This window comes from Hymenobacter qilianensis, from assembly GCF_014638675.1.
Classification (GTDB): domain Bacteria; phylum Bacteroidota; class Bacteroidia; order Cytophagales; family Hymenobacteraceae; genus Hymenobacter; species Hymenobacter qilianensis.
On sequence record NZ_BMFN01000003.1, the window covers coordinates 504,787 to 529,726 of the forward strand.

Here is a 24,940-nt window from a genome sequence, read left to right on the forward strand (position 1 = left end):
GCATAGGCGCCGAAGAAGCTGAACGGGCACAGCTAAAGGCAAGCAAATGAGACTGGGGGGCTTTTTTAAAGCGTAACATTTCCCAATGACTGAGCAACCACACCCCCATCTTCGCCCGTTTCGCGTATTTCAGCCAGCTATACTTGAACCTAAGCGCCGACAAGCTCAGCTAACGCCTTACTTCAGTCCCCCTTTTACAATATGGAAACCCTTGCCAAAATAGAGGACATCAATCAGCCCCGGGTGGTAATTGTGGGGGGCGGTTTTGCCGGCCTGGAGCTGGCGCGGGCGCTTCGCAACGCCCCAATGCAAGTGGTGCTTATTGACAAGCAGAACTACCATGCCTTTCAGCCCCTGCTCTACCAGGTGGCCACCGCCAGCTTGGCGGCCGACTCAATTGTGTCGCCGTTTCGCAAGATTCTGGATGGGCAAGACAACTTTTACTTCCGCCTGGCCGAGGCTATTTGCGTTGATACTGAACAACATCTGCTCGAAACGTCTATCGGCCGCATTCGCTACGACTTCTTGGTGCTTGCCACCGGGGCCACGGCCAACTTCTTCGGCGATGAGCAGATGCAGCGGCACGCCATCACACTGAAAAGCGTGGCCGATGCCATCGAGCTGCGCAACACCGTGCTTTCCAACTTCGAGCAGGCCCTACAGCTCGGCGACATGGAAAAAATCAACAGCCTGCTGGACTTCGTGATTGTGGGCGGCGGGCCTACGGGCGTTGAAATTGCCGGCGCCCTAAGCGAGCTGCGCGCCCACGTATTTCCGCGCGACTATCGGGAGCTGAATTTCAAGGAAATGGATATTCACTTGGTGCAAAGCGGCCCGGCCTTATTAAAAGGCATGTCGGCAGAAGCGTCGCAGAAGTCGCTGGAATACCTGAAGCATTTTGGCGTACAGGTGTGGCTCGACCGGCGCGTAAAATCCTACGACGGCTATACCGTGACGCTGAATACCGGCGAGAAGCTGATTACCCGCACGCTTATTTGGGCGGCGGGCGTGACGGGGAGCCCGATAAAAGGGCTGCGCGAGGACTGTCTGCTGCCCGGCAATCGGTACGCCGTCAATGAGTTTAATCAGGTAGCGGGCTACGATAACATTTTTGCCCTCGGCGACATTGCCGCCATGCGCAGCGAGCTGTATCCCGAAGGTCACCCGATGGTAGCGCAGCCGGCTTTGCAGCAAGGGCGCTTGCTGGGCCAGAACCTGGAGCGCCAACTCAAGAACGAACCCATGCAGCCCTTTCGCTACGACGACAAGGGCAGCATGGCCACCATCGGCCGCAACCACGCCGTGGCCGACATTAAGCTTTTCGGCCGCGATTTGCGGCTGGGGGGCTTTATTGCCTGGCTGGCCTGGGGCTTCGTGCACGTTGTCTCGCTGGTCAGCTTCCGCAACCGCCTGATCGTGCTGCTCAACTGGGCTTACAGCTATTTCAGCTACGATAAAGGCCTGCGCTATATTATAGGCACCCGCAAAGTTCTGCCGCCCGTGGAAGACACTCAGGACAAGGCAATTACGTAAGTAAAACATCAAAACAGAGTGAGTGTAAGCGCAGCAGTAGCCACGTAGTAAACATCCCGGCTAGCTGGGGGTTGGTAGGATCATCCACCCAATACCTCATCACTAGCTGGTAATGCTCAGATTTTACTCTCTCCTGCTGTTGCTGCTGGCTACCTATTCTGCCCTAGCCCAATCGACGGGAGTACTGACGGGTACCGTGCGCGACCGCAAAACCCAGGAAACATTGCCCGGCGTGACCGTATTGCTGGAAGGCACCACGCTGGGGGTCGCCTCAGATGCGGAAGGCCGCTACCGCCTCACCGATATTCCCGTTGGTAGCTACAACGTGCGCGCTTCCCTCCTTGGCTACGATATGCTGCTGAGGGCCAACGTAGTAATCACCTCCGGCAACGCCTCCATCATCAATCTGGAACTGACCAGCAACACCCAGCAGCTAGCGGAAGTAGAAGTAGTGGGCAGCCGCGCCATCCGGGTGGCCACGGCCGAAACGCCCCTCTCGGTGCAGCGCATTAATACGGAGGAGATAAAAAGCAATCCGGGGGGCAATTTTGACATCTCCAAAGTGATTCAGACCCTGCCCGGTGTGGGCGGAGGCGGCACGGGCGGCACCTCCGGCTTTCGCAACGACATTATCATTCGGGGCGGTGCGCCCAACGAAAACGTATATTACCTCGACGGCATTGAGGTGCCCGTTATCAACCACTTCCAGACCCAGGGCTCCGGCGGGGGGCCCACCGGTATTCTGAACGTGTCGTTTATTGAGGACGTAACGCTCAGTTCGTCAGCATTTGAGGCTCGCTACGACAATGCCCTGTCGTCGGTGCTGCAATTCCGGCAGCGCGACGGCAACCCCGACCGCGTGCAGGGCAATGTGCGGCTGAGTGGCACCGAAGTAGCCGGCACCCTGGAAGGCCCGCTGGCCAAAAACACCACCTTTCTGGCTTCGGCCCGGCGCTCCTACTTGCAGCTGCTGTTTAAAGCCATTGACCTGCCTATCCGGCCCAACTACTGGGATTTTCAGTATAAAGTAACAACCAAGCTTTCCCCCAAAACCACGCTTACTACGCTCGGTCTCGGCGCCATCGACCACTTCGAGCTGGCCGTGCCGCGCAAATCCAGTCCTGATAAGGAGTACACCCTGCGCTCCACGCCCACCATAGACCAGTGGAACTACACGGTGGGCCTTTCGCTGCGCCACCTCCTGCCCGACGGCTTTCTGAACGTAGCTCTGAGCCGCACCCAGCTCGACAATAAACTCGACCAGTTTGAAGACCGCACCACCACCGAAGAGTCGCGGCGGGTGCTGCTCACGCGCTCCGGCGAAACCGAAAACAAGCTGCGCCTCGATGTAAACAAGGCCGTAGGCCGGTGGCAGTACGCGTTCGGGGCCGTGGGGCAATACGTGCAGTACGACAGTCGCTTTTTCAGCCGGGTGCGGCGCGAAGTGCGCGATGCGCAAGGCCAGCTGGTGTCGCCGCAGGTAGATGTGCGCTTCCAGACGGCCATCGACTTTGCCCGCTTTGGCGCGTTTGGGCAGCTCACCCGCACCCTGCTCCCTGATGATCGGCTGACCTTGTCGGCGGGCCTGCGCGCCGACGGAAACTCCTTTACGACGGGCGGCGCCAACCTGCTGCGCACGCTCTCGCCGCGGGTATCGGCCTCTTATGCGCTGGCGCAGCGCTGGAATCTCAACGCCTCCGTGGGTCGCTACTACAAGATTCCGCCCTCCACTATTCTGGGCTTTCGGGATGAGGCCGGCACCTTGGTCAACCAGAATGCCCGCTACATACGCTCCGATCATTACGTGGCCGGCCTGGAGTTTTTGCCCACCGCCGCCTCGCGTTTTACCCTGGAAGGCTTTTATAAAAAATACAGCCACTATCCCGTATCCGTCCGCGATGGTATCTCGCTGGCCAACCTGGGGGGCGATTTTGCGGCCCTCGGCAACGAAGCTATTCAAAGCACGGGCAAAGGCCGCGCCTACGGAGCCGAGCTGTTTTTTCAGCAGAAGCTAACCCGCAAAATATTCGCCGTGGCTTCGTTTACTGCCTTCCGCTCAGAGTTTTCGGGCATCGATGGGCAGTATAAGCCCTCGGCCTGGGATACGCGCTTTCTGGCCTCTGGCCTGCTAGGGCGCAAGTTTAATAAGGGCTGGGAGATGGGCTTTAAATACCGTTTTGCGGGCGGCTCGCCCTACACGCCCTTTGATCTGGAAGCCTCCCAGGCTACTTACTTCGCCGTGGGCAGAGGCGTGCTCGACTATTCCCGCCTCAACACTTTACGCCTGGACAGCTTCCAGCAGTTCGACTTCCGCCTCGATAAGAAATTCAACTGGCGCCGCACCAGCATCGACCTGTTTTTGGATTTGCAGAACGCTTTTTTGCTCAAAACGCCCGGCTTGCCAACATACAGCTTCCAGCGCACTCCCGACAACACAGACTTCCTGACCACCGACGGCCAACCTGTTCGTCCTGACGGCACCAACGCTTTCCCCATCCTACTACAGGATGACAGCCCCAACCTGACGCCAACCATCGGCTTTATTCTGGAATTCTAAAATTGAGTTAGACCCCCAGTGCTTGTTTTATGTGCTGGGGGGCAAATTTCATTTGATCAAGACTATAACAATCGATTGTGTAGATTTAGCCGATGGCTGCGGACCAGGCGGTGCTGCCTGCTCGTCGCTGGTATAGTGTCAGTTATTATAACTTCTGTTTACCTAATATCATGAAAACAAGCTGGTTAAGTATAGGCTTTCTACTCGTAGCCGTAACGCTGGGTCAGGCCCAAACGCCGCTGCAAAGCTTTCCGCTGTCGGCGGTAACGCTCACCGAAAGCCCCTTTCAAGCGGCTCAGCAAACCGATCTGCAATACATTCTGGCGCTGAGCCCCGACCGGCTGCTGGCGCCCTATCGCCGCGAAGCGGGCCTGGCGCCACGCGCACCGAGCTACGGCAACTGGGAAAATACGGGCCTGGATGGACATATTGGCGGACATTACCTGTCGGCGCTAGCGTATATGTACGCCGCTACAGGCAATGCAGAAGTTGGGCGGCGGCTTACCTATATGGTAGATGAGCTGGCGCTGTGTCAGGAGCGCAACGGCAATGGCTACCTCGGCGGCACGCCTGGGGGGCAAAAAATGTGGGAACAGGTAAAAGCGGGCAACATCAACGCGGGCAGCTTTTCCCTTAATAATAAGTGGGTGCCTTGGTACAACATCCACAAAACCTATTCGGGCCTGCGCGACGCGCATTTGTTTGCGGGCAACACCAAGGCTAAAGACATGCTGGTGCAGCTCGCCAACTGGGCCGTTGACCTGACTGCTTCCCTTACCGACGCCCAGATTCAGGATATGCTGCGCAGCGAGCACGGCGGCATGAACGAAGTGCTGGCTGATGTAGCCGAAATCACCGGCGACAAAAAGTATCTGACCCTGGCCCGGCGGTTTTCGCACCGCTCCATATTAGAGCCGCTGCTGGGGGGCAAAGATGAGCTGAACGGTCTCCACGCCAACACCCAGATTCCGAAAGTGATAGGTTACAAGCGCATAGCCGAGCTATCCGGCGATACCGCCTGGAGCAACGCCGCTGCCTTTTTCTGGAAAACAGTAGTAGACCACCGCACCGTCTCGATTGGCGGCAACAGCGTGAGCGAGCACTTCCACCCTGCTCAGAATTTTACGGCCATGCTGGAAGGCAAGGAGGGCCCCGAAACCTGCAACACCTACAACATGCTCAAGCTAAGCAAGCAGTTGTACCTCACCAGCGCCTCCACTCCTTATATAGAGTACTACGAGCGGGCGCTCTACAACCACATTCTTTCCTCCCAACACCCCGAAAAAGGCGGTTTCGTGTACTTCACCCCCATGCGGCCCCGCCACTACCGCGTGTATTCCCAACCCCAGGATGGCTTTTGGTGCTGTGTGGGCTCAGGCCTTGAAAATCACGGCAAGTACGGCGAGCTGATTTATGCTCATAATAAAGAGGACTTGTTTGTCAACCTTTTTATTCCCTCCCGTCTCACCTGGCCCGAGGCCGGCCTGACCCTTACCCAGGACACGCGCTTTCCTTTTGCCGAAACCTCTAACTTAAAGCTTCAGCTTAAAAAAGCCCGCCGATTTGCCCTGCATATCCGCCGCCCTACTTGGCTGAAGCCGGGTGACGGCCAAGTGCTCGTAAATGGCCGTGCTGCCAAATACGAAACCTCAGCCCCCGGCTATCTGACCATCGAGCGCAAGTGGAAGTCGGGCGACGTGGTGAGCGTGGCCTTGCCCATGGAAACCAAGGCCGAATTTCTGCCTGACAAATCGCCCTGGGTATCCTTCGTACACGGCCCTATTGTGCTGGCCGCCATTACCGATACCACGGATATGCCCGGTTTACTGGCCGATGGCAGCCGTATGGGCCATATTGCCAGCGGCCCTGCCTACCCGCTTGACGAGGCTCCCGTGCTGGTTACATCGAGTCCTCAGAACCTGGTAGCCGATATAAAGCCCGTGGCCGGCAAGCCGCTCACCTTCAGCGCCGCCTCGCTTATCGATTCTGACCGCTATCGGAAAGTAGAGCTGATTCCCTTTTTCCGGATACACGATGCGCGCTACATGGTTTATTGGCCGGTAGCCACGCCCGCCGAACTGGTCGCACGCAAACAAGCCCTACAGCTAAAAGAAGCGGAAAAGATGGCCCTGGAAGCCCGTACGCTCGATCAGGTGGCGCCCGGCGAGCAGCAGCCCGAGTCGGATCATGGCTTTGAGGGTGAGCAAACCGACACCGGTGTATTCAAGGACCGGCATTGGCGTCAGGCCAAAGGCTGGTTTAGCTACAATCTCAAAAACCCTGGAAATGCCGCACGCACCTTGCGCGTCACGTTTTACGGCAAAGACAAAGACCGCCGGTTTGACATTCTCGTCAATGGCAAACTGCTTAAGCAGGAAAATTTGCAAGGCCTCGGCGGCGAAAAGTTCATCGAGGTGGACTACAAGCTCCCGCCTCAAGTGCTGGCTTCTGCGCCGGAAGTTCTCACAGTCAAATTCCAGGCAAATAACGGCTCTACGGCAGGGAGCGTGTATTATGTGCGCTTACTGAAAGCAGAATAGCTAACTCTAGCTGGGTAGCTCATTACAGCCAACTTGGTTGGCTCACGTAGTTCACACTGCAATGAATTTGCAGCTAAAGTAGCTGAGCTGAGCAGTGCGCTATGACGCATTGTTCAGCTCAGCTACTTTAATAATACAGGTCAGAATAAACATTGAAGCAAGACTTTTTCATTCTCTCGCAAACTCATGTATATACCTACTATTTCATAAAATATATATATAATATCTCATTTTTAAACACCATAAACTTTATGGCGAATATAATTTTTACAATACAACCAAATACGAGCTTCATAAAGTTCATTTATTATGCATGCAGATAAGATTAATAAGTGATAATTGAGCTAGGTCGCTCCTTTTCAAAATTGGGTAGTACGGAACCTCAACAGTAAGCACCAAGTTCAGGCGCTGTAGCCTTCATGAAAATGCTTGCGAGTGTTATTGTTGACAGCCTGATTCTATGGATACAGCCTTCTATCTAAAATTATCTTTCTCCCGGATTTACTGTCCAATTTTTTCACGCCGTATTTCAATATAATCTATTGCCTATACTGTGAACCTTATAATGTCACTGCGTACAATAATGAGGCATTTTAAGACGGTTTATTTGTAATAAAGAAGTAGGATCTACTTTACATAATATAGCAAAAACGCCCCCCAGAATGCTCTGGGGGGCGTTTTTGCTATATCGTTTGTTGCTTTTCCTGCTTAGCTGCACAGCAGGGTTTATGGTGTTTCCACTATGTGCAACTTTTTGTTCTAATGCTTCGGGTTCGACTTTATCCAGTAATATTGCCACTTATAAACCAGTAGACTCCCACACAAACTGGTCAGTATTGTTCACTCTGGATTGTTCACTTTTATTCTTTCAACCCTTTCTGCGAATGCACATCCGACACCTTACCCCCGTTCCAGCACGCCGAGTAACATCACATTGGACACTGTTTTCCTGGCTGCTTCTCCTCCTCACTGGCGCTGCCCACACCAGCATCGCCCAAGATTATCAAGGCCCTCTACGTATTACCAGAGGCGGTACTTATTCCGGCAACTGGGAGAGCCACGACTCAAATACACCTGCGGTTAGTGTTGAAACTACTGAGCCGGTGGTTATTGAAAATGCGAATATTCGTAGCCGGGGCATTTTGATTCGTTCCCATACCCCTGGCAGCAATGTAACGGTTCGTAATGTGAATGGTTACGGTCTGACGCCTAGCCAAGACAACACACGATATGGCCGCTTCTTCGACGCGACAAATTTTAAAAATGTTCGTCTAGAGCATAACTACCTCGACCACACCTCAGGTATTTACTTAGCTGGTTACACAGGTAATCATTCTGACCAGGAAACGGTTAAAATCAAATACAATAAGGCTAGCAATATCGATGGCCGTTATCGCAATGGCGGTAAAGAGTACGTACAATTTGTACAGTTCAACGGCGTAACTCAGATCAGAGGAGCAGAAATTGCCTGGAATCAGGTAATCAACGAACCTTATAAAAGCCGTGTAGAAGAGAACATCAACTTCTATATGTCTAACGGAACTTCCGATAGCCCCATCCTGATCTACGACAACTACATTCAGGGAGCCTACCCAAATGATCCGGCTAACGAGACTAATTATGGTGGCGGCGGCATCAACATGGGTGATGGCAACACCGGCGACTGGGCAAGATCACCAGGCTACATGAAGGCGTATAATAACCAGATCGTTAGCACCGGTACTCAAGGTTTGTGTATCTCGGCTGGCCACGACATGGAGTTCTTCAATAACCGCATTATCAACTCGGGTTACTTAGCAGATGGTACATATATAGCTGCAAATAATGTAGGTATCTACATTATGAAGAGTGGTTCAAGCAGCGATATCTTTCAGAATAACAGAGCTTATAACAACGTAGTAGGCTATGTTAATCGTAAGAATTGGAATTCGCGTAATGACCAGTATCTGCCCGATGCAGCTGATGCTCATAACTACTCCTTGAACACAGAATTGCCCTTCCTGATCACTCGCGACACGGAGAAGGCTGAATTCACCATGTGGGAAACCAAACTCCGTAACAACGGTGTAGTTGTAGGCCCAACTTCAGGTTCGCCAACTCCGGCACCTGCTCCAAGTCCCGCTCCAGCCCCGGCACCAACTCCAACTCCAGGTGGCAGCAGCGCAATTGTATCAGGTGGCACCTACAAGCTTGTAGGCAAAGGCTCCAACAAAGTGCTTGACGTAGACAACAACAGCGACCGTGCCGGTGCCAAAGTGCAGATTTGGGACGACAATGGTTCTACCGCTCAGCGTTTTGTAATTTCCCTTCAGAGTGACGGCACCTACAAACTCACGCACAAGGGTACTGGTCAAGTACTTGATGTAGATAACAACAGCGATCAGAATGGCGCTAAAATACAGCAGTGGGATGATAACGGCTCAAGCGCTCAGCGTTGGATTATCACTTCTAACGGCGATGGCAGCTTCAAGCTCATGCACAAAGGCACCAACAAAGTGCTCGACGTAGATAACAACAACTCTCACAATGGTGCTAAAGTGCAGCAGTGGGATGATAACGGCACAACCGCTCAGCGTTGGGTGTTAGTCCGCGACGGATCAGGCATCAGCTCTAACGCTACTCTGAGCGCCGTGAGCACCAGCAATGTAACTGCTGCTAGCAGCGCTGCAACTGCTAAAACCACGAATGATCTTGCTATCTATCCTAACCCAGCCGCTGATTACGTAATGCTGCCTGCCGGCACCGACTACGTGCAGATCGTTGCTCAGTCTGGCAAAACGGTTCTAGAGAAGCGTGGTGCACTTGCCCAGCGTCTGAATATCCAAAGCTTAGCTAATGGTCTGTACCAGGTGCGCGTAGGTGAGAAAGGAAAGATCAGCACACAGCGCTTAGAAGTTAAGTAGTATCTCTCTTCCCTGCGTTTCCTACCATTTTAGTTCTTCTTAACAAAAGCCCCTCCTAGCGAGGGGTTTTTTGTTGCCTTATAATTCCGTCCAACTTCGGTACTGACCAACCTTTAACGGTAGCTTTACTCTTACTACTTCTCTGGTTCACTTTTATTCTTTCCGTAGGCCTCAGACTCCCATAAGCGACGCTACTGATGAATTTTACGTATGCTTATCAGTAGAAGTTTCAGGATTTTATCTTTAACGCTAGATTTTTTCTTGTTCTGTCAGTTTAGCCTCTGTTCACTCTTAAATCTCACGTTTTATGTCGGATCAGATCCTTGGCCTGCACCACATCACGGCCATTGCCAGTAATGCGCAACGCAACTATGACTTCTATGCGAAAGTGATGGGGCTGCGCTTTTTGAAGAAGACCGTCAACTTTGATGACCCCAGCACCTACCACTTTTACTTTGGCGATGAGGTAGGCTCGGCGGGCACCATTCTCACGTTTTTCCCCTGGCAGAATATGACACCTGGCCGGCGCGGCACCGGGCAGGCCACTGAAATTGGCTACTCAGTGCCGGAGGGCAGCTTCGACTTCTGGCTGAAGCGCTTCGCGCAGCATAACGTGACGTTCAACAAGCCCAGCGAAAAATTCGGTGAGCCTTACCTCACCTTTCTCGACCCGGATGGCCTGAAGCTGGAGCTGACCGTTGCTAAAAACGCCGATCCGCGCACGCCCTGGACGACGCCGGAGGTGAGCGCCGCGGTAGCGACCAAGGGCTTTCATAACGTGACCCTGACGTTGACCAACATTAAGGGCACGGCCGAGATTCTGACGGAAGTATTCGGCTATAAGCTGATGGAGCAGCACGTAAACCGCTACCGCTTCGCCACGGATGCGGTGCCCGGCGCGGCCATCATCGATCTGGTGGAAGCACCCGGTGAGGCCCGTGGGCACGTAGCTGGCGGCTCAGTACACCACATTGCCTTCCGCGTGCCCGATGATGCCACGGAAATGCGCTTCCGCCAAAAGATTGCGGCCCGCGGCCTCAACATCACGGAGCAAATAGACCGGCAGTACTTTCACTCCCTGTATTTCCGCGAGCCGGGGGGCGTTTTGTTTGAGATTGCCACCGACAATCCGGGCTTTATGATCGACGAGTCGCTGGCGGAACTGGGCACCCACTTGTTGCTGCCACCTCAGTACGAACGCCGCCGGGCCCAGATTGAAGCGCAGCTACCCGTTATCAGCTAGTTATGGACTATCAGCCTCTTACCTATATCTACCGCCCTGCCGAGCAGCCAGGCGCCCGAACCTTGCTGCTGCTCCACGGCACCGGCGGCGACGAGCGGGATCTGTTGCCCATTGCGGGCCAGCTCGGCTCCGACTTCAACGTGCTGAGCGTGCGGGGCAACGTGCTGGAGAATGGTATGCCACGCTTCTTTCGCCGCCTGGGTATGGGCGTGTTCGACGAGGACGACGTTCGGTTCCGGACGCATGAGCTGGTGGAATTCCTGCGCAAAATTGCCCCCCAAAAGGAGTTCGACTTACAGAACCTGGTGGCGCTGGGTTATTCGAACGGCGCCAACCTCATTGGCAGCGTCTTGCTGCTCTACCCTGAGCTGTTGGCCGGCGCAGCCCTGCTGCGTCCCATGCAACCGTTGAGCGAAGTACCCGCCGCTCCCATGGCGAACAACGACGACCAAAAAGCCCCCCGGAATCCGGTGCCCGTATTCTTCGCCCCCGGCCAGCGCGACCCGACCGTTGACCCCGCGGCCACGGAGCGCTACGCGAGCCTGCTTACCAATCGGGGCTTTGCGCTCACCCGATACGACGCGCCCGCCGGCCACAACCTCACGCCCCAGGATGTAGCGCAAGCTGCCGCTTGGTATCAGCAGCATTTTTGGCATAGTGCTTAAGTTTTTCAAACCTCTGACTTGCTGCATAATACACAGCTTGCTATCAAGCCTTGAATGAAGAAAGGCCCAGAATTAATTCTGGGCCTTTCTTCATTCAGAGCCGATGGTTATTAGAGTAATGATTACTGTCTATGCCTAGTTGATTGTGGTCTGCTTGCTGGCTGAGCGGCCGAAGCGAGTGGGAAAATACATCAGTTCGGCGCGGGCAGGGTTCAGGGTATATTGACCCCGAAAGCGCGGTTGCAGGGCAATACGGAAGGTATGGCGTCCCACGGGCAGCACGTCGATGAAGATGCCGGTTTGGTGGCGCAGGTACTCCCGATGCACCTCGAAGGAATTGCCCGGCTTGTTGTCGCCGTAGGAGCAGCCGGCCGGGATGGGCACCTCCAGCAGCACGTAGCGCGCTTCGGCGGCCACCTCTACCGTCACCAGCAACTCCGCGGGCTGCCCAGCCTTGAGCTTCACCTGAGCGCCTGTTTGCCCGGCTAGCGTAGTCGTCACGCGGAAGGGCGCGGCCACGGCGGCGGGCTGGGGGTTCTGGAAAGTTTGGTAGGCGGTAGCGTACACAGGCAGCAACCCTTCCTTGCGCAACGTGAGCAAACCGGCGCTGGGGGGCATTTTGGCCTCAAATGGAAATTGCGTCACTTCCTGCTGGAGCGCGCCGCTGAGTTGCACCCGCGCCACCGTAGCCCGACCGGGCGCAAACAAGTCGGGGCCGATGGTTTCCAGAATCTGGGCGGCCTCGTAGGTGCTGGCCCAGTGCCCCACGCGCCGCTGATTCAGCAGAAACGTGCGGATACGCGCCAGCTCCTCCCCTCCCCCACCGGCGGCCCGCAGCACGCGGTAGGCCAGCAGGGTAGTTCCTATTCTTCTATTCAGCAGATAACGGTAGTAAGCACTCGCCCGCAGGGCATCCTCATAAAAAGCCCCCCCGAGCTGGGTGGTAAAGCGGTGGCGCCGCAGACTATCCAGCTGATATGGCAGCTTCAGCTCCTGACGCAGATTCGTGAGCGCCAGATACGTATCCAGTTGCTGCCGGCCGCGCTCCAGGCGGATGATGTAGGTGGCGTAGTCGGTTTGGACGCCCAGGCGGTGCAGAATCTGCAAGAGGCGCAACCGGTCGTCGGGCGTGCCAAAAAAGCCCCCCACGAAGGCTGCATTTCGTTTTTCGGCAAAGCTCAGGTCCAGCTGCTTAAGCAGATAGATCTGCACGTCGTTGCGGTCGAGCTGCACTTTGTAGCCTTGTTTTTCAGCCTCTAACAGCGCTTCCAGCACGTGCAGCGTGGCCCAGGCGCTGATGGGCGAAGTCGGCCAGGTGCCCCACAGGCCCGGCTTCTGCTGTCCCTGCCGCAGCCGCCGAATCAGCTGGTTTACGTCCTTGGCGTGGGTGAAAGGCTGTTGCAGAAACTCGCGGATGCGCTGTTCCAGCAACAGGGCTTTGAGTTTGGAGGCCGCCTGCTCGTTGCAGAGGTAGGCGTACTGCTGCACGTGGCGAATTTCCTCCAGCAACAAGGGCAGCAGGTCGCTTTCCAGACGAACGGTGGTTTCGCCCAGCTTGGGGTCGAAAGTCAATTGCAAAGTAGTATCGGCAGCGGTGAGCACGGCGAAGGTGCCGACCCGCTCGCGGGTACCGGCTGGCAGCACGGGCACGGTGCGCACTTCGCCATCGGCGTAGCCATCCGGCTTTTGCAGGCTGAAGGTAACTTGCAGGGAATCAGCCTTGGCGGGCGCCGTGACGGTAAGCGTATCCAGGGCCGACGTGATAACCTGATGGCGCGCGGTGCGGGCCACGGTGGCGCCCACCCGGAAGGTTGTCGTGACCTGGGCCGTGTCGGGGAGGTAGTTGAGGGTTTTGCCTAGCACCTGGGCCTTGTCGCCGGCCACCAGGAAGCGGGGCACGGCCAGCTCGCCAAGCAGGCCTTTGAAGGAGCGCAGGCTGGCGGTGGCGCTGCCGGTGCGGCCGTGGTTATCGGAGCCTAGTACGAAGGTGTCCCAGCCGGTTACGTCGTCGGGCAGGATGGCTTCGGTGGTGGCTTGGCCGCGGGCATCGGTGAGCAGGTTGGGGCGCCACCAGCCTACGTCGGAGAAGCGGCGGCGCAGGGCTAGGCGCGGGTCGCGGCCGTCGGGTTGGGTGTTGTCGGCGTCGGCTGGGGCCGTGGGGTCGGTTAGGGAACGGGGCGTTTTGGTGGCTTTGGTTTTGATGATAACTACTCCACCCGCGGCTTTAGCGCCATAGATTGCCTCGGCTTGCGCGCCCTTGAGTACGGTAGTAGAAAGAATGGAAGCGGGGTCGATATCTTCCACCCGGCCATTGAAAGGCACTCCATCCACGATGTAGAGCGGTTGGTTTGTCATGGATAAGCTAGCGTTGCCTCGAATCCTGATGATATTGCTGCTTACACCTGATGCACTGTTGGTTATAGTTACTCCAGCCACTCGGCCCTGTAGACTTTGGCTACCTAAACCTGTCACAACCACCTCCGAAAGCTGCTTGGTATCAGCGCTTAAGCTGACCTCCAGCTCCCGCCCAATCACCACGCGCTCCACTGTGAGGTAGCCAATAAAAGAGAAAACCAGTGTACCACCGTAGGGCACGTTTAGCTCAAAGCTGCCATCGGCGTTGCTGGACACTCCTACGCTGGTGCCTTTTACCAGCACCGTGACGCCCGGCAGACCTTCGCCCGAACTTTTATCGAGCACCCGCCCCCGCACCAGCGGCCATCCCCGCCGCTCCGCCGCCGTCGTTTCCCGGATTTGGTAGGTGCGCACGGCCGGCTGTTCAGTCGCCGCCGTCGAACGGATGGTGCGCATCTCAATAAAACGCCTCACACGCTGGCTCGCAGGACCTTTTGGCTGCCGATGCGAGTGCTGAAGCTGCACGTAGGTAGTACCGCCGGCCCGGACGTTTACATCGGCGGGCACCAGACAGGTGCTGTCGGCCAGCAGCACGGCCACGCGGTATTTGCCGGGCTTCAGGCCTTGTACAGGCATTAGCCCACGCAACAGCCGACCAAACTTTGGCTGGCTCTGCTGGGTAATTAAGGTGTATAAAACAGCGGGCACGGGCGTTTGCGGTTTCATATCAGCATTCGTAGGTGGCGCCCACAGCACCAGGCGGCCCTGCCCGGCGCGGGTCTGCACGGTGTCATCGAGCTGCACGAAGGTCCAGGCGCGGGTGGTTGGCTGGAAGCTGAGCTGCTCCTGGAGCTTGCGCACGGCGGCTTCGGTGTAGGCAAAGCCGCGCAACGGCAGCGAATCGGCGGAGCTGTAGCGAGTCAGGCCCTCGAAGCGATAGGGCGGTGTGCTGGTTTGCTTGAGCAGACCCGGCGCGAAGGCGTAGCGGTAAGCAGGCTCAAACAGAAATTTCTGCCGCAGCCCGCTCCCCTCCCGGTACAGCACCGAGTCGGCCCGAAACGGCCCGCCCATCCACACCGCATTTCGATAGTCCTGCTGGGAACGATGCTGATACGTAAGTACCTGCAAACGGGCACCTTGCCGGAGCGTGGGCAACACGCCGGGGGGCAAATTGGTGACGCTCACGGGCAGCAAACGTCGGTTCAGCTCGGTTTGCTCAAGGGGAGTGAAAGTGGCGGGGCGCTCTTCCACCGTCATATCGGGGCGCGGGTAGTTCAGGTCGAGGCTGACGGTGAGCTTGTGCAGGGGCCGCAGGTACACGCCGCGCAAAGTGATGAGGCGAGTAGCGGTGCGAACGGCCAGGGTGTGGTAGCCACTGTCGGCTACCAGGGCGTAGGGCTCGGTGTGGTTGATGGCGCGAATGTAAATCGGCACACCATCCAGATATACGGCTGCCGCCGGCTGCACTCGGCCCGAATCGACTACAAAGGGTGCCACCTGCGTGATGCCGCCCGGCGCGGGGCGGTATTCGCCAAATACGCCGAAATCAGGATACAGAAATTGATAAAACACCAGCGAATCGAGCCCCAACTGCCTGCGCCACTGCGCCCAATCGAGTAGTTGCTGGCTGGTTTGCTCGGGTTTGTTGTCAAACTGCTCCGCCAGCCGAAACCGCCGCCCGGCCCTTCGGCCCACCGTAGGTGGCTCAATGCTGGGCAGCTCGGGGGCCTCGGGCTGCCGGAACTTGCTGGTGTAGGCATAGGAAGTGAGGTCGGCATTGGGCACCGGCGCGCCCGCGCCATCGGTAACGTGGTACGTCAGGCGGATGCGCTGGCCAGGATAGGCCACGGCAGGCTGCTCGGCGCGAACCTGCAACTGGCTTTGATTCAATGGGATACTGTATTCATCGGTGCGCATCTCCCCGCCCCACTCGTACTGCACCGAGGCAAACCACGGCTCGGGACTGCTGGCCCGCTCGGCCATTTTCAGCTCCCGGCCATAGCCCCGGCGCACCAGCTCATTACCCCGATACACGAAGTACCAGAACGCCAGTCGGTGGGGATTTTCCATTTCTACAAAAATAGAGTCGTGGGTGCGGTCGGAGCGCAGGGACAGGGCGGCGTTGGCGGGCGTCAGGCGCAGCTCGGCGGTGCGGCCGGCGGCATCGCGCAGCACATAACGGGCGGCCTGGGGCAGCACCGGCAAATCCAGCGGCAGCTGCACGGGGCCGCGAAACAGAGGTTTCTGTAGAACGGAATCCGGGGGCCAAATCTCCAGCGTGGCGGTCTGGGGGGCATTTTTGCCGGCTTGCTGAAAGCGCAGCTGCACGGAGTCGTTGTGGAGCTGCACGGTCAGCTGACCGGGGTCGAGGCGGTAGGTAACCTGGGCCTGCTCGGCGTGGCGCTCGTTGTCGGAGTTGAGGAAGGTGGCTTCTACGCGGTAGCGCAACTCGGCGGCGGGCAGCTGACTGGGGGGCAAATTCAGGCGGGTTTCGCCAACAGGATCAAGGGATTGAGCATACGTCCAGAGCGTGTCGGGCACAAACACCACGGGCGAGGCCAGGCGCGTAACCTGCGTGGGCACCACCGCCACCTGCACCCGCGCATCCAGCAGGTTCAACTCATTGGCATCGGTGCCGCGCAGAAACAAAGCCTGGGGCGTGCCCCGGCGCTGCTCGGTTTCGGCCACGCGCAGGGTGTAGCGGGTGTTTTTCAGCTCATAATCTTCCAGCTGAAACTCCCCGCTGGCCAGGGTCACATCATGAGAATTGTCGAGGCGCACGTACACGGGGCGGCTGCTTTGCAGGCCCAGCGTATCGGTCAGCGGCAACTCAAAGACGTAAGAACCAGGCCGCTCTGCGCGGAGCACGGCTATCTTTCTATCCTTACCATTATTGGTGAGCCACAGCGTGAGCGGAGCGGTGCAGAGCCGGCCGCCGTCGCGCCGGGTCACCCGCGCCTTCAGCCGCAGGGTGTCGCCCTGGGGCCGGTAGCGGGGCTTGCTAAATACCAGGTAGTGCGTCCAGGTCTGCTCTCGCCGCTGCTCGCGCTGATTTTGACGCTCCTCGCGCACGTCTTCGCTAAACACCGACCGCACCAAGCCCACCAGCCCAGTAGTCGTGTAGCTGAAGTGCCGGAGGCCGCGCACAAAGTTGCGTACGGGGCCCGTGAGGTATCCCAGCGGAAACCCAAACACCACCCGATTAGCTACGCTGCGGGCCGTGAAGGGCATTTTGGAGGGAAACGTTCGGGTGAGCAGATGATAGGTCGTGCGCCCACCCTGCGTGACGGCCACAATGCCGCCGCGCCCGCCCCGCGCCTTGCGGAAGCTCTGCGTAGCGGCATCAAATGGCACTTCGCGCCCGCCTATACGCACCTGGGCCCGGCCGTCGAGCAACTGGCCGGTCGTATCGCGCACCACCAGAGCCAGATCCACCTGATTGTCCAGCACCACTACCTCGCGGTCAGTCACGGAGCGCAGCCAGTACACCAGGCGCGGCCCCTCGGTGTGGGCCACCAGGTAGTAGCCCACTGGCAGCGGACGACGCCACTGGCGGAGGCTGTCCGTCGGAAATGAGTCGACAGGCTGGATGAAAAAGCTGGCCTTGGCCGCGCTCAAACCTTTCTGGTACAGCAGCAGCGTTTTAGCGTCGGTGAGGCGGAAGACTTTGGTGTAGTAGCTGCGCTGCCGGCCCTGAGCCAGGCGCTGCTGGGCCGCGGCCACCTGCCAGCTCAACAAATACAGCAATACAAAGACGAGGCGTAGGTGTCGGGGCATAGGCGAGGCAGGTTGGAAAGGCCAGAAAACTGGTCGGGCCCAAGCTATCCGCCGGCCGACGGGAGGATGATGCCCTGGGGGGCTTTTTTCCACACGCGCCGCGAAAATTATTTTCAGAAACATCTGAGTGGTACCACGACCGAAAAAGTCGTGACACCACTAGGCCACTTGGCTACCGGCTTACTCCCGCATAAAACTCCCGCCGCACTTAAGTCAGCCGCTGCTCGGCGGCTTGTTTGTTGGGCGCCTCCGGCAAAGGGAGGCAAAGGCCGCTTACACTTGCGTTACCAGGGCCTCAGCTACCGCTACGTCGGGGAGGTGAGGCACGTTGGCCAGAGCGCACCGGGCGGCCGTGTAGCTTATTCACTGCTGTTCCGACTACACAGTTCAGTTTATCCGTAAGGCAGAAAAACGCCGCTTGGTTATCCCCGGAAAAATTAGCTTGGTCCAGCTTGGCGGCTTCTGCCTTGACCAGACCCCGCAGTTCGCCCCCCGATGGTAGCCAGCGTTGCAAGCCAAGCTCGGCTCTGAATTTCCCTTCACCCTACCTTCGTGGTAAATCAGGTTAACTAGATATATGAAAGTATATGGGGGCGCACTCCTGGCGGTTTTGCTGGCAGCCGGAAGCACACTAGCCACTTTTCCGGCGGCGGCCCAGCAGCTACCGGCCGACTCGCTACGCAGCAGCACGGCGGGCGGACAGACAGCCCCGGCTGATACCAGCCGCTCGTTTCTCGACCGCGTGCTCGATGTGTTCGAGTTCGACATCAACCGGCAGGCGGTGGCGCAGCGCGGCGCCTACCCAACCCGGCTGGTGCTGGCCCCCATCATCTCCTATGCCCCCGAAACCAGCTGGGGCGCGGGCCTGGGGGCCAAATTTCTCTTCAAGCCCAGAGGCGCCAGTACCGATACCCGGACCTCCAACATTCCGGTGTCGTTTCAGTACACGCTCAATAAGCAGTACATCCTGTATTCGGGTTACACGGTTTTTTTCAACCACGAAAACTACCTGCTGCGCGGCAACCTGCGGCATTCCAGCTTTCCGCAGCTCTTCTACGGCGTGGGCAACAACACGCCCAGCTCCAACGAGGAGATTTACGACTACCGCTACACGGTAATTGAGCCGCTACTATTGCGGCGGATCGTGGGAAAGCTGTTTGTGGGCGGCGGCGTGCGCCACGTGCGGACGAGCGACGTGCAGTTGGCTCCGCAAAGCCTCCTGCTCGACGCCGCCGGCCAGCCGCGAGAAACCGGCGCGCTCGGCGCCGTGAGCACGGGCTTGGAAACGGCCCTGACCTACGACACGCGCGACAACGTGCTGAATGCCCAGCGGGGTATATTAGCCGAAATCACCCACGGCTGGTACGGCCAACAACTCGGGGGGCAATTTCGCTATGAGCTGACCAAAATCGACGTGCGGCAGTATTTTCAGATTGCGGGTAACCGCCAGCACGTGCTGGCCTATCAGGTGTTCGGTTACCTGACTGGCGGCAACGTGCCGCTGCTGGAACACGGGGCCTTGGGGGGCGGTGGGCTGATGCGCGGCTACTACGAAGGGCGCTACCTCGACCGCAACTACGCCGCCGCCCAGGTTGAATATCGCCTGCCGCTCACCAGCCGCTTTGGAGTGGTGGGCTTCGTCAGCGCCGGCAGGGTGGCCTCGCGCCTGCGCGATTTCGATTTCAATGGCCTGCATCCGGCCGCGGGCGCGGGCCTGCGCTTCAAGCTTGTGAAGGCCGAAAACCTGAACTTGCGCTTCGACGCGGCCTTCGGCGACGCGGGGGGCAATTTCTATATCAACGTGGCGGAGGCATTTTAAGCCGGTCGCTAGTGCTGGGCTAGCTGCTTGGGGCTGGGCTGCCCTTACCCGCTTGCTGCCGCGTAAAACTCCCGTCGCACCCGAATCAGCAGTTGCTCAGCGGCTTGTCTGTTTGGCGCCTCCGGCAAAGTAGAGGCGGCAAACGCAGCTTCTACCCGCGTCACCAGCGCCTCGGCTTCCGCTACTAGCGTCTCATACTCAAACTCGCCCCGGCGGATTTGTAGCAGAAACTCCCGGTTGGGCCTACTTACATGAAGTTGTTCATGAGGGCAATTTCTTCGGTCGTGGATGAGAATTGAATAAGCAAAATATCCGCTACTATTGAGTAGCTAAATATTACTTCCATATTTCAGCTACGACACTTGTCACCGAGCCATAACGCATTATACTCACATGCTACACACTACTCGTTCTGTTGCCGCGGCCGGGCTGCTAGGCCTGGCCCTGGCCGGCTGCCAGTCGCAATCCAGCTCCAACACCACGGAAGCAACCCAGCCAGCAGCTTCCGCTACCGAAACCGCTGCTTCTACAGATACCATCAGTTCGGCTAGCATCAGCAAGTACTTGCAGGCAGTGTCATCGGATGAGATGATGGGCCGCAAGCCGTTTACCGTGGGCGAGGAGCGCAGCACTAAGTACCTCGCGGACCAATTCAAGCAGCTCGGTCTCAAGCCTGGCCCGGATGGCGGCTACTTTCAATCTGTGCCGCTGGTAGAAATAACCGGCACCCCGGCCGCGACCATGCAGATCAAGGGCAACGGTAAAAGCCTGAATCTGCAATACAAGACCGATTTTGTAGCCTTCACACAGCGCGAGCAGCCCCAGGTGGCCGTTACCAATTCGCCGCTGGTATTTGCCGGCTACGGCGTGGTGGCACCCGAGTACGGCTGGAACGACTACGCCGGCCTCGATGTGAAAGGCAAAACGGTAGTAGTACTGGTAAACGACCCCGGCAACGCGGGCACCGACACCACCTTGTTTAAGGGCAAGGCCATGACTTATTACGGCCGCTGGACTTACAAATACGAGGAAGCCGCCCGCCAAGGCGCCGCTGGCGTACTCATCGTGCACGACACCAAGCCGGCCGCTTACCCCTGGTCGGTGGTGCTGAGCGGGGCCATCAGCCCCAAGCTGCGCGCCCAAACCCCTGACAAAGGCGCCAGCAAGTGCGCCATCGAAGGCTGGCTGACGCTCGATGCGGCCAAGCGACTCTTCCAGGCCGCCGGCCAGAACTACGACCAACTTTACGCCGCTGCCAATCAGAAAGGCTTCCGGCCTCGCCCGCTTGCGGGCCTCACCGTCACGGCCAGCATCCAGAACAAGCTGCGCCGTCAGACCAGTCGCAACGTGCTGGCGGTGATACCCGGCACTACCCGCCCCAATGAGTATATCATCTACTCGGCTCACTGGGACCACTTTGGCGTAGGCAAAGCTATTGCCGGCGACTCCATCTACAACGGCGCCGTGGACGACGGCACTGGTCTGGCTGCCCTGCTGAGCATTGCCGAAGCCTTCCAAAAAGCCCCCCAGAAGCCTGCCCGTAGCATCGTGTTCCTGGCCGTGACGGGCGAAGAGCAGGGCCTGCTGGGCTCGGCTTACTACGCCCAGCACCCGGTGTTTCCGCTCAACAAGACCGTGGCCGACCTGAACATGGACATGCTCTGGCCCTACGGCAAGATGAAGGACCTCACCGTCATTGGCTACGGCCAATCAGAGTTGGAGGAGTACGCCCGCGCCGCCGCCAAGGAGCAGGACCGCTATATCCTCCCCGACCAGACACCCGAAACCGGCATGTTCTACCGCTCCGACCACTTCAGCTTCGCCCACGTGGGCGTGCCCTCGCTCTACGCCAGCGGTGGCTTCGAGAGCCGCACCCGCGGCAAGGAATACATCTCTGAGCAGCGCCAGAACTACACCACTAACATGTACCACAAGCCCGCCGACCAGTTCGACCCCAAATGGGACCTATCCGGCATCACTCAGGACGCCCAGCTCTACTTCCGCGTAGGTCAGCGCTTGGCTAGTGAAACGACCTTTCCACAGTGGAAAGCTGGTTCGGAGTTTAAAGGAGCGCGTGATAAGAGTATGAGTGGGCAGTAAAATCGTCAGCCAACAGCATTGCAACTTCAGCAACTGATGAAATTATCCAGCTAAGCCACCAACGTCAAAGTCACTTTCGAAGAGCAGCAAACATGATCAAACCATTTTCATTTGTAGCCTCAACTATCGTTTTAGCTATAGTAACATCATGCTCCGATAAGTCTAGGGAAGAGCCGATAGATAGCCCTATTATAGAAAAGTCTTCAGACGATAAAGTCCACGAGTTTATCCATCTTGAAAGCCCTCGTCTCTATGGCTCTAATCCAGACACCATTTCAATAGCTGAGCAGAAACCCTACAGAAGGAAAGTATATATGGGTTCTGATGCATTTTATAGAATAGCGAAGAGAAACGGAATCAGTAGTTACCTACATACTAATTTCCAACTTGAAGACGATCCTGATATAGTGGTAATTCAATCAGAATTAAAGTTCGATACTTGTTATTTTACCATCCAACCAAAGCCGAATACTCAGTATACACACAATCAATCTTTGATCTGGCGGTGTGCTTTTAAGATTGATTATACTTCTACCCACAAAGGAACTGATACGGCGTTTGTAATACGAGACAGGATTTATTTACAATAAATCCTACACGGTTAGTTCTATAATTCAATTGCAGTCGGGCCACACCAACGCCGCAAGCAAGTATGACCGTGCTGAATTAAAGCCGCGGGTCTACAGCCTCACTTTCCAACGCCAACACACCAAACACACACTGGTGCACCTCCCGCAGCGGGGCGCCGGCTACGAAGCGTTCCAGGCCTTCCACGCCGAGGGCAAACTCGCGCAGAGCCAGATTGCGCTTGGCTTTTACGGCCCGCTCCTTCAGGCGCTCCAGGTTGCCGGGCAGCAGGTAGTCGGGGCCGTAGATGATGCGCAGATACTCGCGGCCGCGGCACTTGAGGGCGGGCTGGAGGATGCCTTTTTTGGTGGCAGGAATAAAATCGTAGGGCTTCACGACCATGCCTTCGCCGCCGGCTTCGGTGAGGTCGGTCCACCACTGGGTGGCGGCTTCTACGGCGGCGGGGTCTTGCAGATTTACTACGTGGTAGGTGGTGGCGCGGAGCAGGCCGGGGTCCTGGAGGCTGAGGGCGCGCAGAGTTTCCATGTGCCAGGCGTGGTCTTTATCGAAGTAGGTGCGGCCCTCGGTAGCCAGCAGGTGGAAGGGAGCCAGGCGCAAATCGCCCAGACTTTCGACTGGCCAGCAGTAGCGGCGGTAGGCTTCGGCGTAGTGGGTGGCGGCGGTGTGGCGGGCCGAGGTGCGGGCCAGCAGGGCTTCCACGCCGTCGAGGCCGCGGGTAGCGGCTTGGGTTAGCGTGGCTTCGGCCAAGGGCAGGGCCGCGTCAGCGGCAGCGGCTACAGCGGCGTACTGGTTCTTGATCAGTTCCTGCGCCTTGGCCGACCACGGCAGCAGCTCGGCATCGAGGCAGAGCCAGTCCGTTTGGAATTTCTCCCAAAAATTACCCCCCAGCAGGGCGTCTTGCAGGCGGGTGAGGAAGGCGGCTTCCAGAGTTGGGTCAGTGAAGAAGTTGCGGCCGGTGCGGGTGTAGCATTTGCCCGGCCCCTCGCCTACTATGCCGAAGCGGCGGCGCGCGATGTCCTCGTCGCGGGCCAATACTACCACTACGCGGCTGCCCATGTGCTTTTCCTCGCACACCACGCGCTCTACACCCTGGCGGCGGAAGTAGTCGAAGGCCTCGGCGGGATGCTCCAGCAGGTCGGGCAGCGGCGAGGTTTCGGTGGGCGACATGGTGGGGGGCAAATACAGCAGCCACTTGGGATTAAGAGCAAACCGGCTCATCACCTCAAGGGCCGCAATGGCGTTTTCCTCCCGAATGGTAACCGAAGGCAGCAGGCGCGGCCGAATGATTTGCTTGCCGGTCACGTCGCGGATGTCGAGCAGGTCGTCGTGCTGCTGTTGGGCGGAGAGGTCGGTTTGGGTGGCCTCCAAGAGCTGAAGCGCGCGGTAGTTCAGCGGGCGCACCGGCTCGCAGTACACGCGGGCCGCGGGCACGGCTACCAGTTCCCGCTCGGGGTAGCGCAGGGCCGTAAGCTGACCGCCAAACACGCAGCCCGTATCAATGTCAATAGTGTTATTCAGCCACTCGGCTTCAGGCACGGGCGTGTGGCCGTACACCACCATGGCCCGGCCCCGATACTCAGAGGCCCAGTTGTAGCGTACGGGCAAGCCGAATTCGTCTATCTCGCCGGTCGTTTCTCCGAACAAAGCAAACGCCCGCACGGCGCCCGAACCGCGGCCCTGCATGTCTTCGCGCATGCCCGCGTGAGCCACCACCAGGCGGCCGTCATCCAACACATAGTGACTCACCAGCCCATCCAGAAACTGCCGCACCTGGCTCTTGAACGTATCTGATTCGGCAGCGAGTTGCTCCAGCGTTTCGGCGAAACCGTGCTGCACATTCACATTTTTGCCCCCCAGATGCCGCAGCAGCTTAATATCGTGGTTGCCGGGCACGCATAAGGCTAAGCCATCCTGCACCATGCGCATGACGAGGCGCAGTACCTGCGGCGAAGCTGGGCCACGGTCTACTAGGTCGCCTAGAAATATAACCCGGCGCTCGGCTGCTCCTTTGTACGGTTGTAGAGACGCAATATTTTGCGTCTCGTCGTTGCTGATGTTGTTAGGTTGGATGACTTGATCTGATTTGTTCTGCAACGAGTCGTTCAACGACGAGACGCAAGATATTGCGTCTCTACCACCTGCCACCTCAGCGCGGCGCGTCACCCGCACGCCTAAATCGCGCACATCCACTACCGGCTCCTCTTCCACCGCATAGCCCAGCTTACCGAGCAGCTGCACCAGCTCGTCGTAGCAGCCGTGCACGTCGCCAATGATGTCGAAGGGGCCAGTTTCGTGCTTGCGGTTGCTGTAAAGCGGGTCACGCTGGATGACTTGCACGGCGTTTATTTCCTCGGGCCCGTGCAGATGGAAAATATGCCGGAAGCCTTCCTGCTTGAGCGTTTTGAGGCTGCGGCGCAGCTGCTGGCGCTGCTGAGGCACCACGTGGCGGGGCATGTGGCGCCGCTCGGGACGGTTTTGGTTGCGGTCCTCGGCTACGCGGTCGGGCACGTCGAGGATAATGGCGGTGGGCAGCACGTGGTAGTCGCGGGCCAGCTGCACGAGCACTTTGCGGGCTTCGGGCTGCACGTTGGTTGCATCAACTACCGTCAGCAGGCCGCGCTTCAGGCGCACACCCACCAGGTATTGGAGCAAGGCAAACGCGTCGGGCGTGGCCGACTGGTCGTTTTCATCGTCGGCTACCAGCGCCCGGCAGTAGTCAGAAGACACAATTTCGGTGGCCCGAAACAGGCGACGCGCAAACGTACTCTTCCCCGCCCCCGACGTACCCATGAGCAGGACCAGCGAGAGTTCGGGAAGTTTTAGGGTAGTCAGAGCCATAAGGAAAAAGCGGGCGTATATT

Annotated in this window: 10 protein-coding genes; 8 read left to right on the top strand and 2 right to left on the bottom strand. The window is 57.8% G+C overall.

Features of this window, described 5'->3' with window-relative positions:
- Window positions 1-201: 201 nt before the first annotated feature.
- From IEW06_RS16610 to IEW06_RS16635, 6 genes are all read left to right on the top strand, one after another.
- On the top strand, window positions 202-1,533 hold the full coding sequence (locus IEW06_RS16610; RefSeq protein ID WP_188548611.1) for an NAD(P)/FAD-dependent oxidoreductase: 1,332 nt from the start codon (window positions 202-204) through the stop codon (window positions 1,531-1,533).
- A gap of 112 nt (window positions 1,534-1,645) precedes the next feature.
- Window positions 1,646-4,090 (top strand): TonB-dependent receptor, encoded by a 2,445-nt coding sequence (locus IEW06_RS16615; RefSeq protein ID WP_187731704.1) that lies wholly within the window; start codon window positions 1,646-1,648, stop codon window positions 4,088-4,090.
- Between the two features lie 170 nt (window positions 4,091-4,260).
- Window positions 4,261-6,630, top strand: coding sequence for a glycoside hydrolase family 127 protein (locus IEW06_RS16620; RefSeq protein ID WP_188548612.1), 2,370 nt, complete (start codon window positions 4,261-4,263; stop codon window positions 6,628-6,630).
- A 1,142-nt stretch (window positions 6,631-7,772) separates the two neighbouring features.
- On the top strand, window positions 7,773-9,533 hold the full coding sequence (locus IEW06_RS20870) for an RICIN domain-containing protein (protein WP_187731703.1): 1,761 nt from the start codon (window positions 7,773-7,775) through the stop codon (window positions 9,531-9,533).
- A 307-nt stretch (window positions 9,534-9,840) separates the two neighbouring features.
- A complete protein-coding gene (locus IEW06_RS16630; protein WP_187731702.1) occupies window positions 9,841-10,776 on the top strand; it encodes a ring-cleaving dioxygenase in 936 nt (311 codons plus the stop codon).
- Between the two features lie 2 nt (window positions 10,777-10,778).
- The gene (locus IEW06_RS16635; RefSeq protein ID WP_187731701.1) at window positions 10,779-11,441 is read left to right on the top strand and encodes an alpha/beta hydrolase; all 663 of its coding nucleotides are present in this window, start codon (window positions 10,779-10,781) and stop codon (window positions 11,439-11,441) included.
- Between the two features lie 135 nt (window positions 11,442-11,576).
- On the opposite strand, the gene IEW06_RS16640 is transcribed toward IEW06_RS16635, so the two are convergent.
- A complete protein-coding gene (locus tag IEW06_RS16640; protein WP_188548613.1) occupies window positions 11,577-17,573 on the bottom strand; it encodes a carboxypeptidase-like regulatory domain-containing protein in 5,997 nt (1,998 codons plus the stop codon).
- A 577-nt stretch (window positions 17,574-18,150) separates the two neighbouring features.
- Between IEW06_RS16640 and IEW06_RS16645 the strand changes: the two genes are divergently transcribed.
- Both IEW06_RS16645 and IEW06_RS16650 read left to right on the top strand, forming a co-directional pair.
- The gene (locus IEW06_RS16645; protein ID WP_188548614.1) at window positions 18,151-19,392 is read left to right on the top strand and encodes a BamA/TamA family outer membrane protein; all 1,242 of its coding nucleotides are present in this window, start codon (window positions 18,151-18,153) and stop codon (window positions 19,390-19,392) included.
- Between the two features lie 393 nt (window positions 19,393-19,785).
- Complete coding sequence (locus tag IEW06_RS16650) at window positions 19,786-21,492, top strand: M28 family metallopeptidase (protein WP_187731696.1); 1,707 nt, start codon at window positions 19,786-19,788, stop codon at window positions 21,490-21,492.
- A 666-nt stretch (window positions 21,493-22,158) separates the two neighbouring features.
- On the opposite strand, the gene IEW06_RS16655 is transcribed toward IEW06_RS16650, so the two are convergent.
- Window positions 22,159-24,918 (bottom strand): polynucleotide kinase-phosphatase, encoded by a 2,760-nt coding sequence (locus IEW06_RS16655; protein ID WP_187731695.1) that lies wholly within the window; start codon window positions 24,916-24,918, stop codon window positions 22,159-22,161.
- Window positions 24,919-24,940 lie beyond the last annotated feature (22 nt).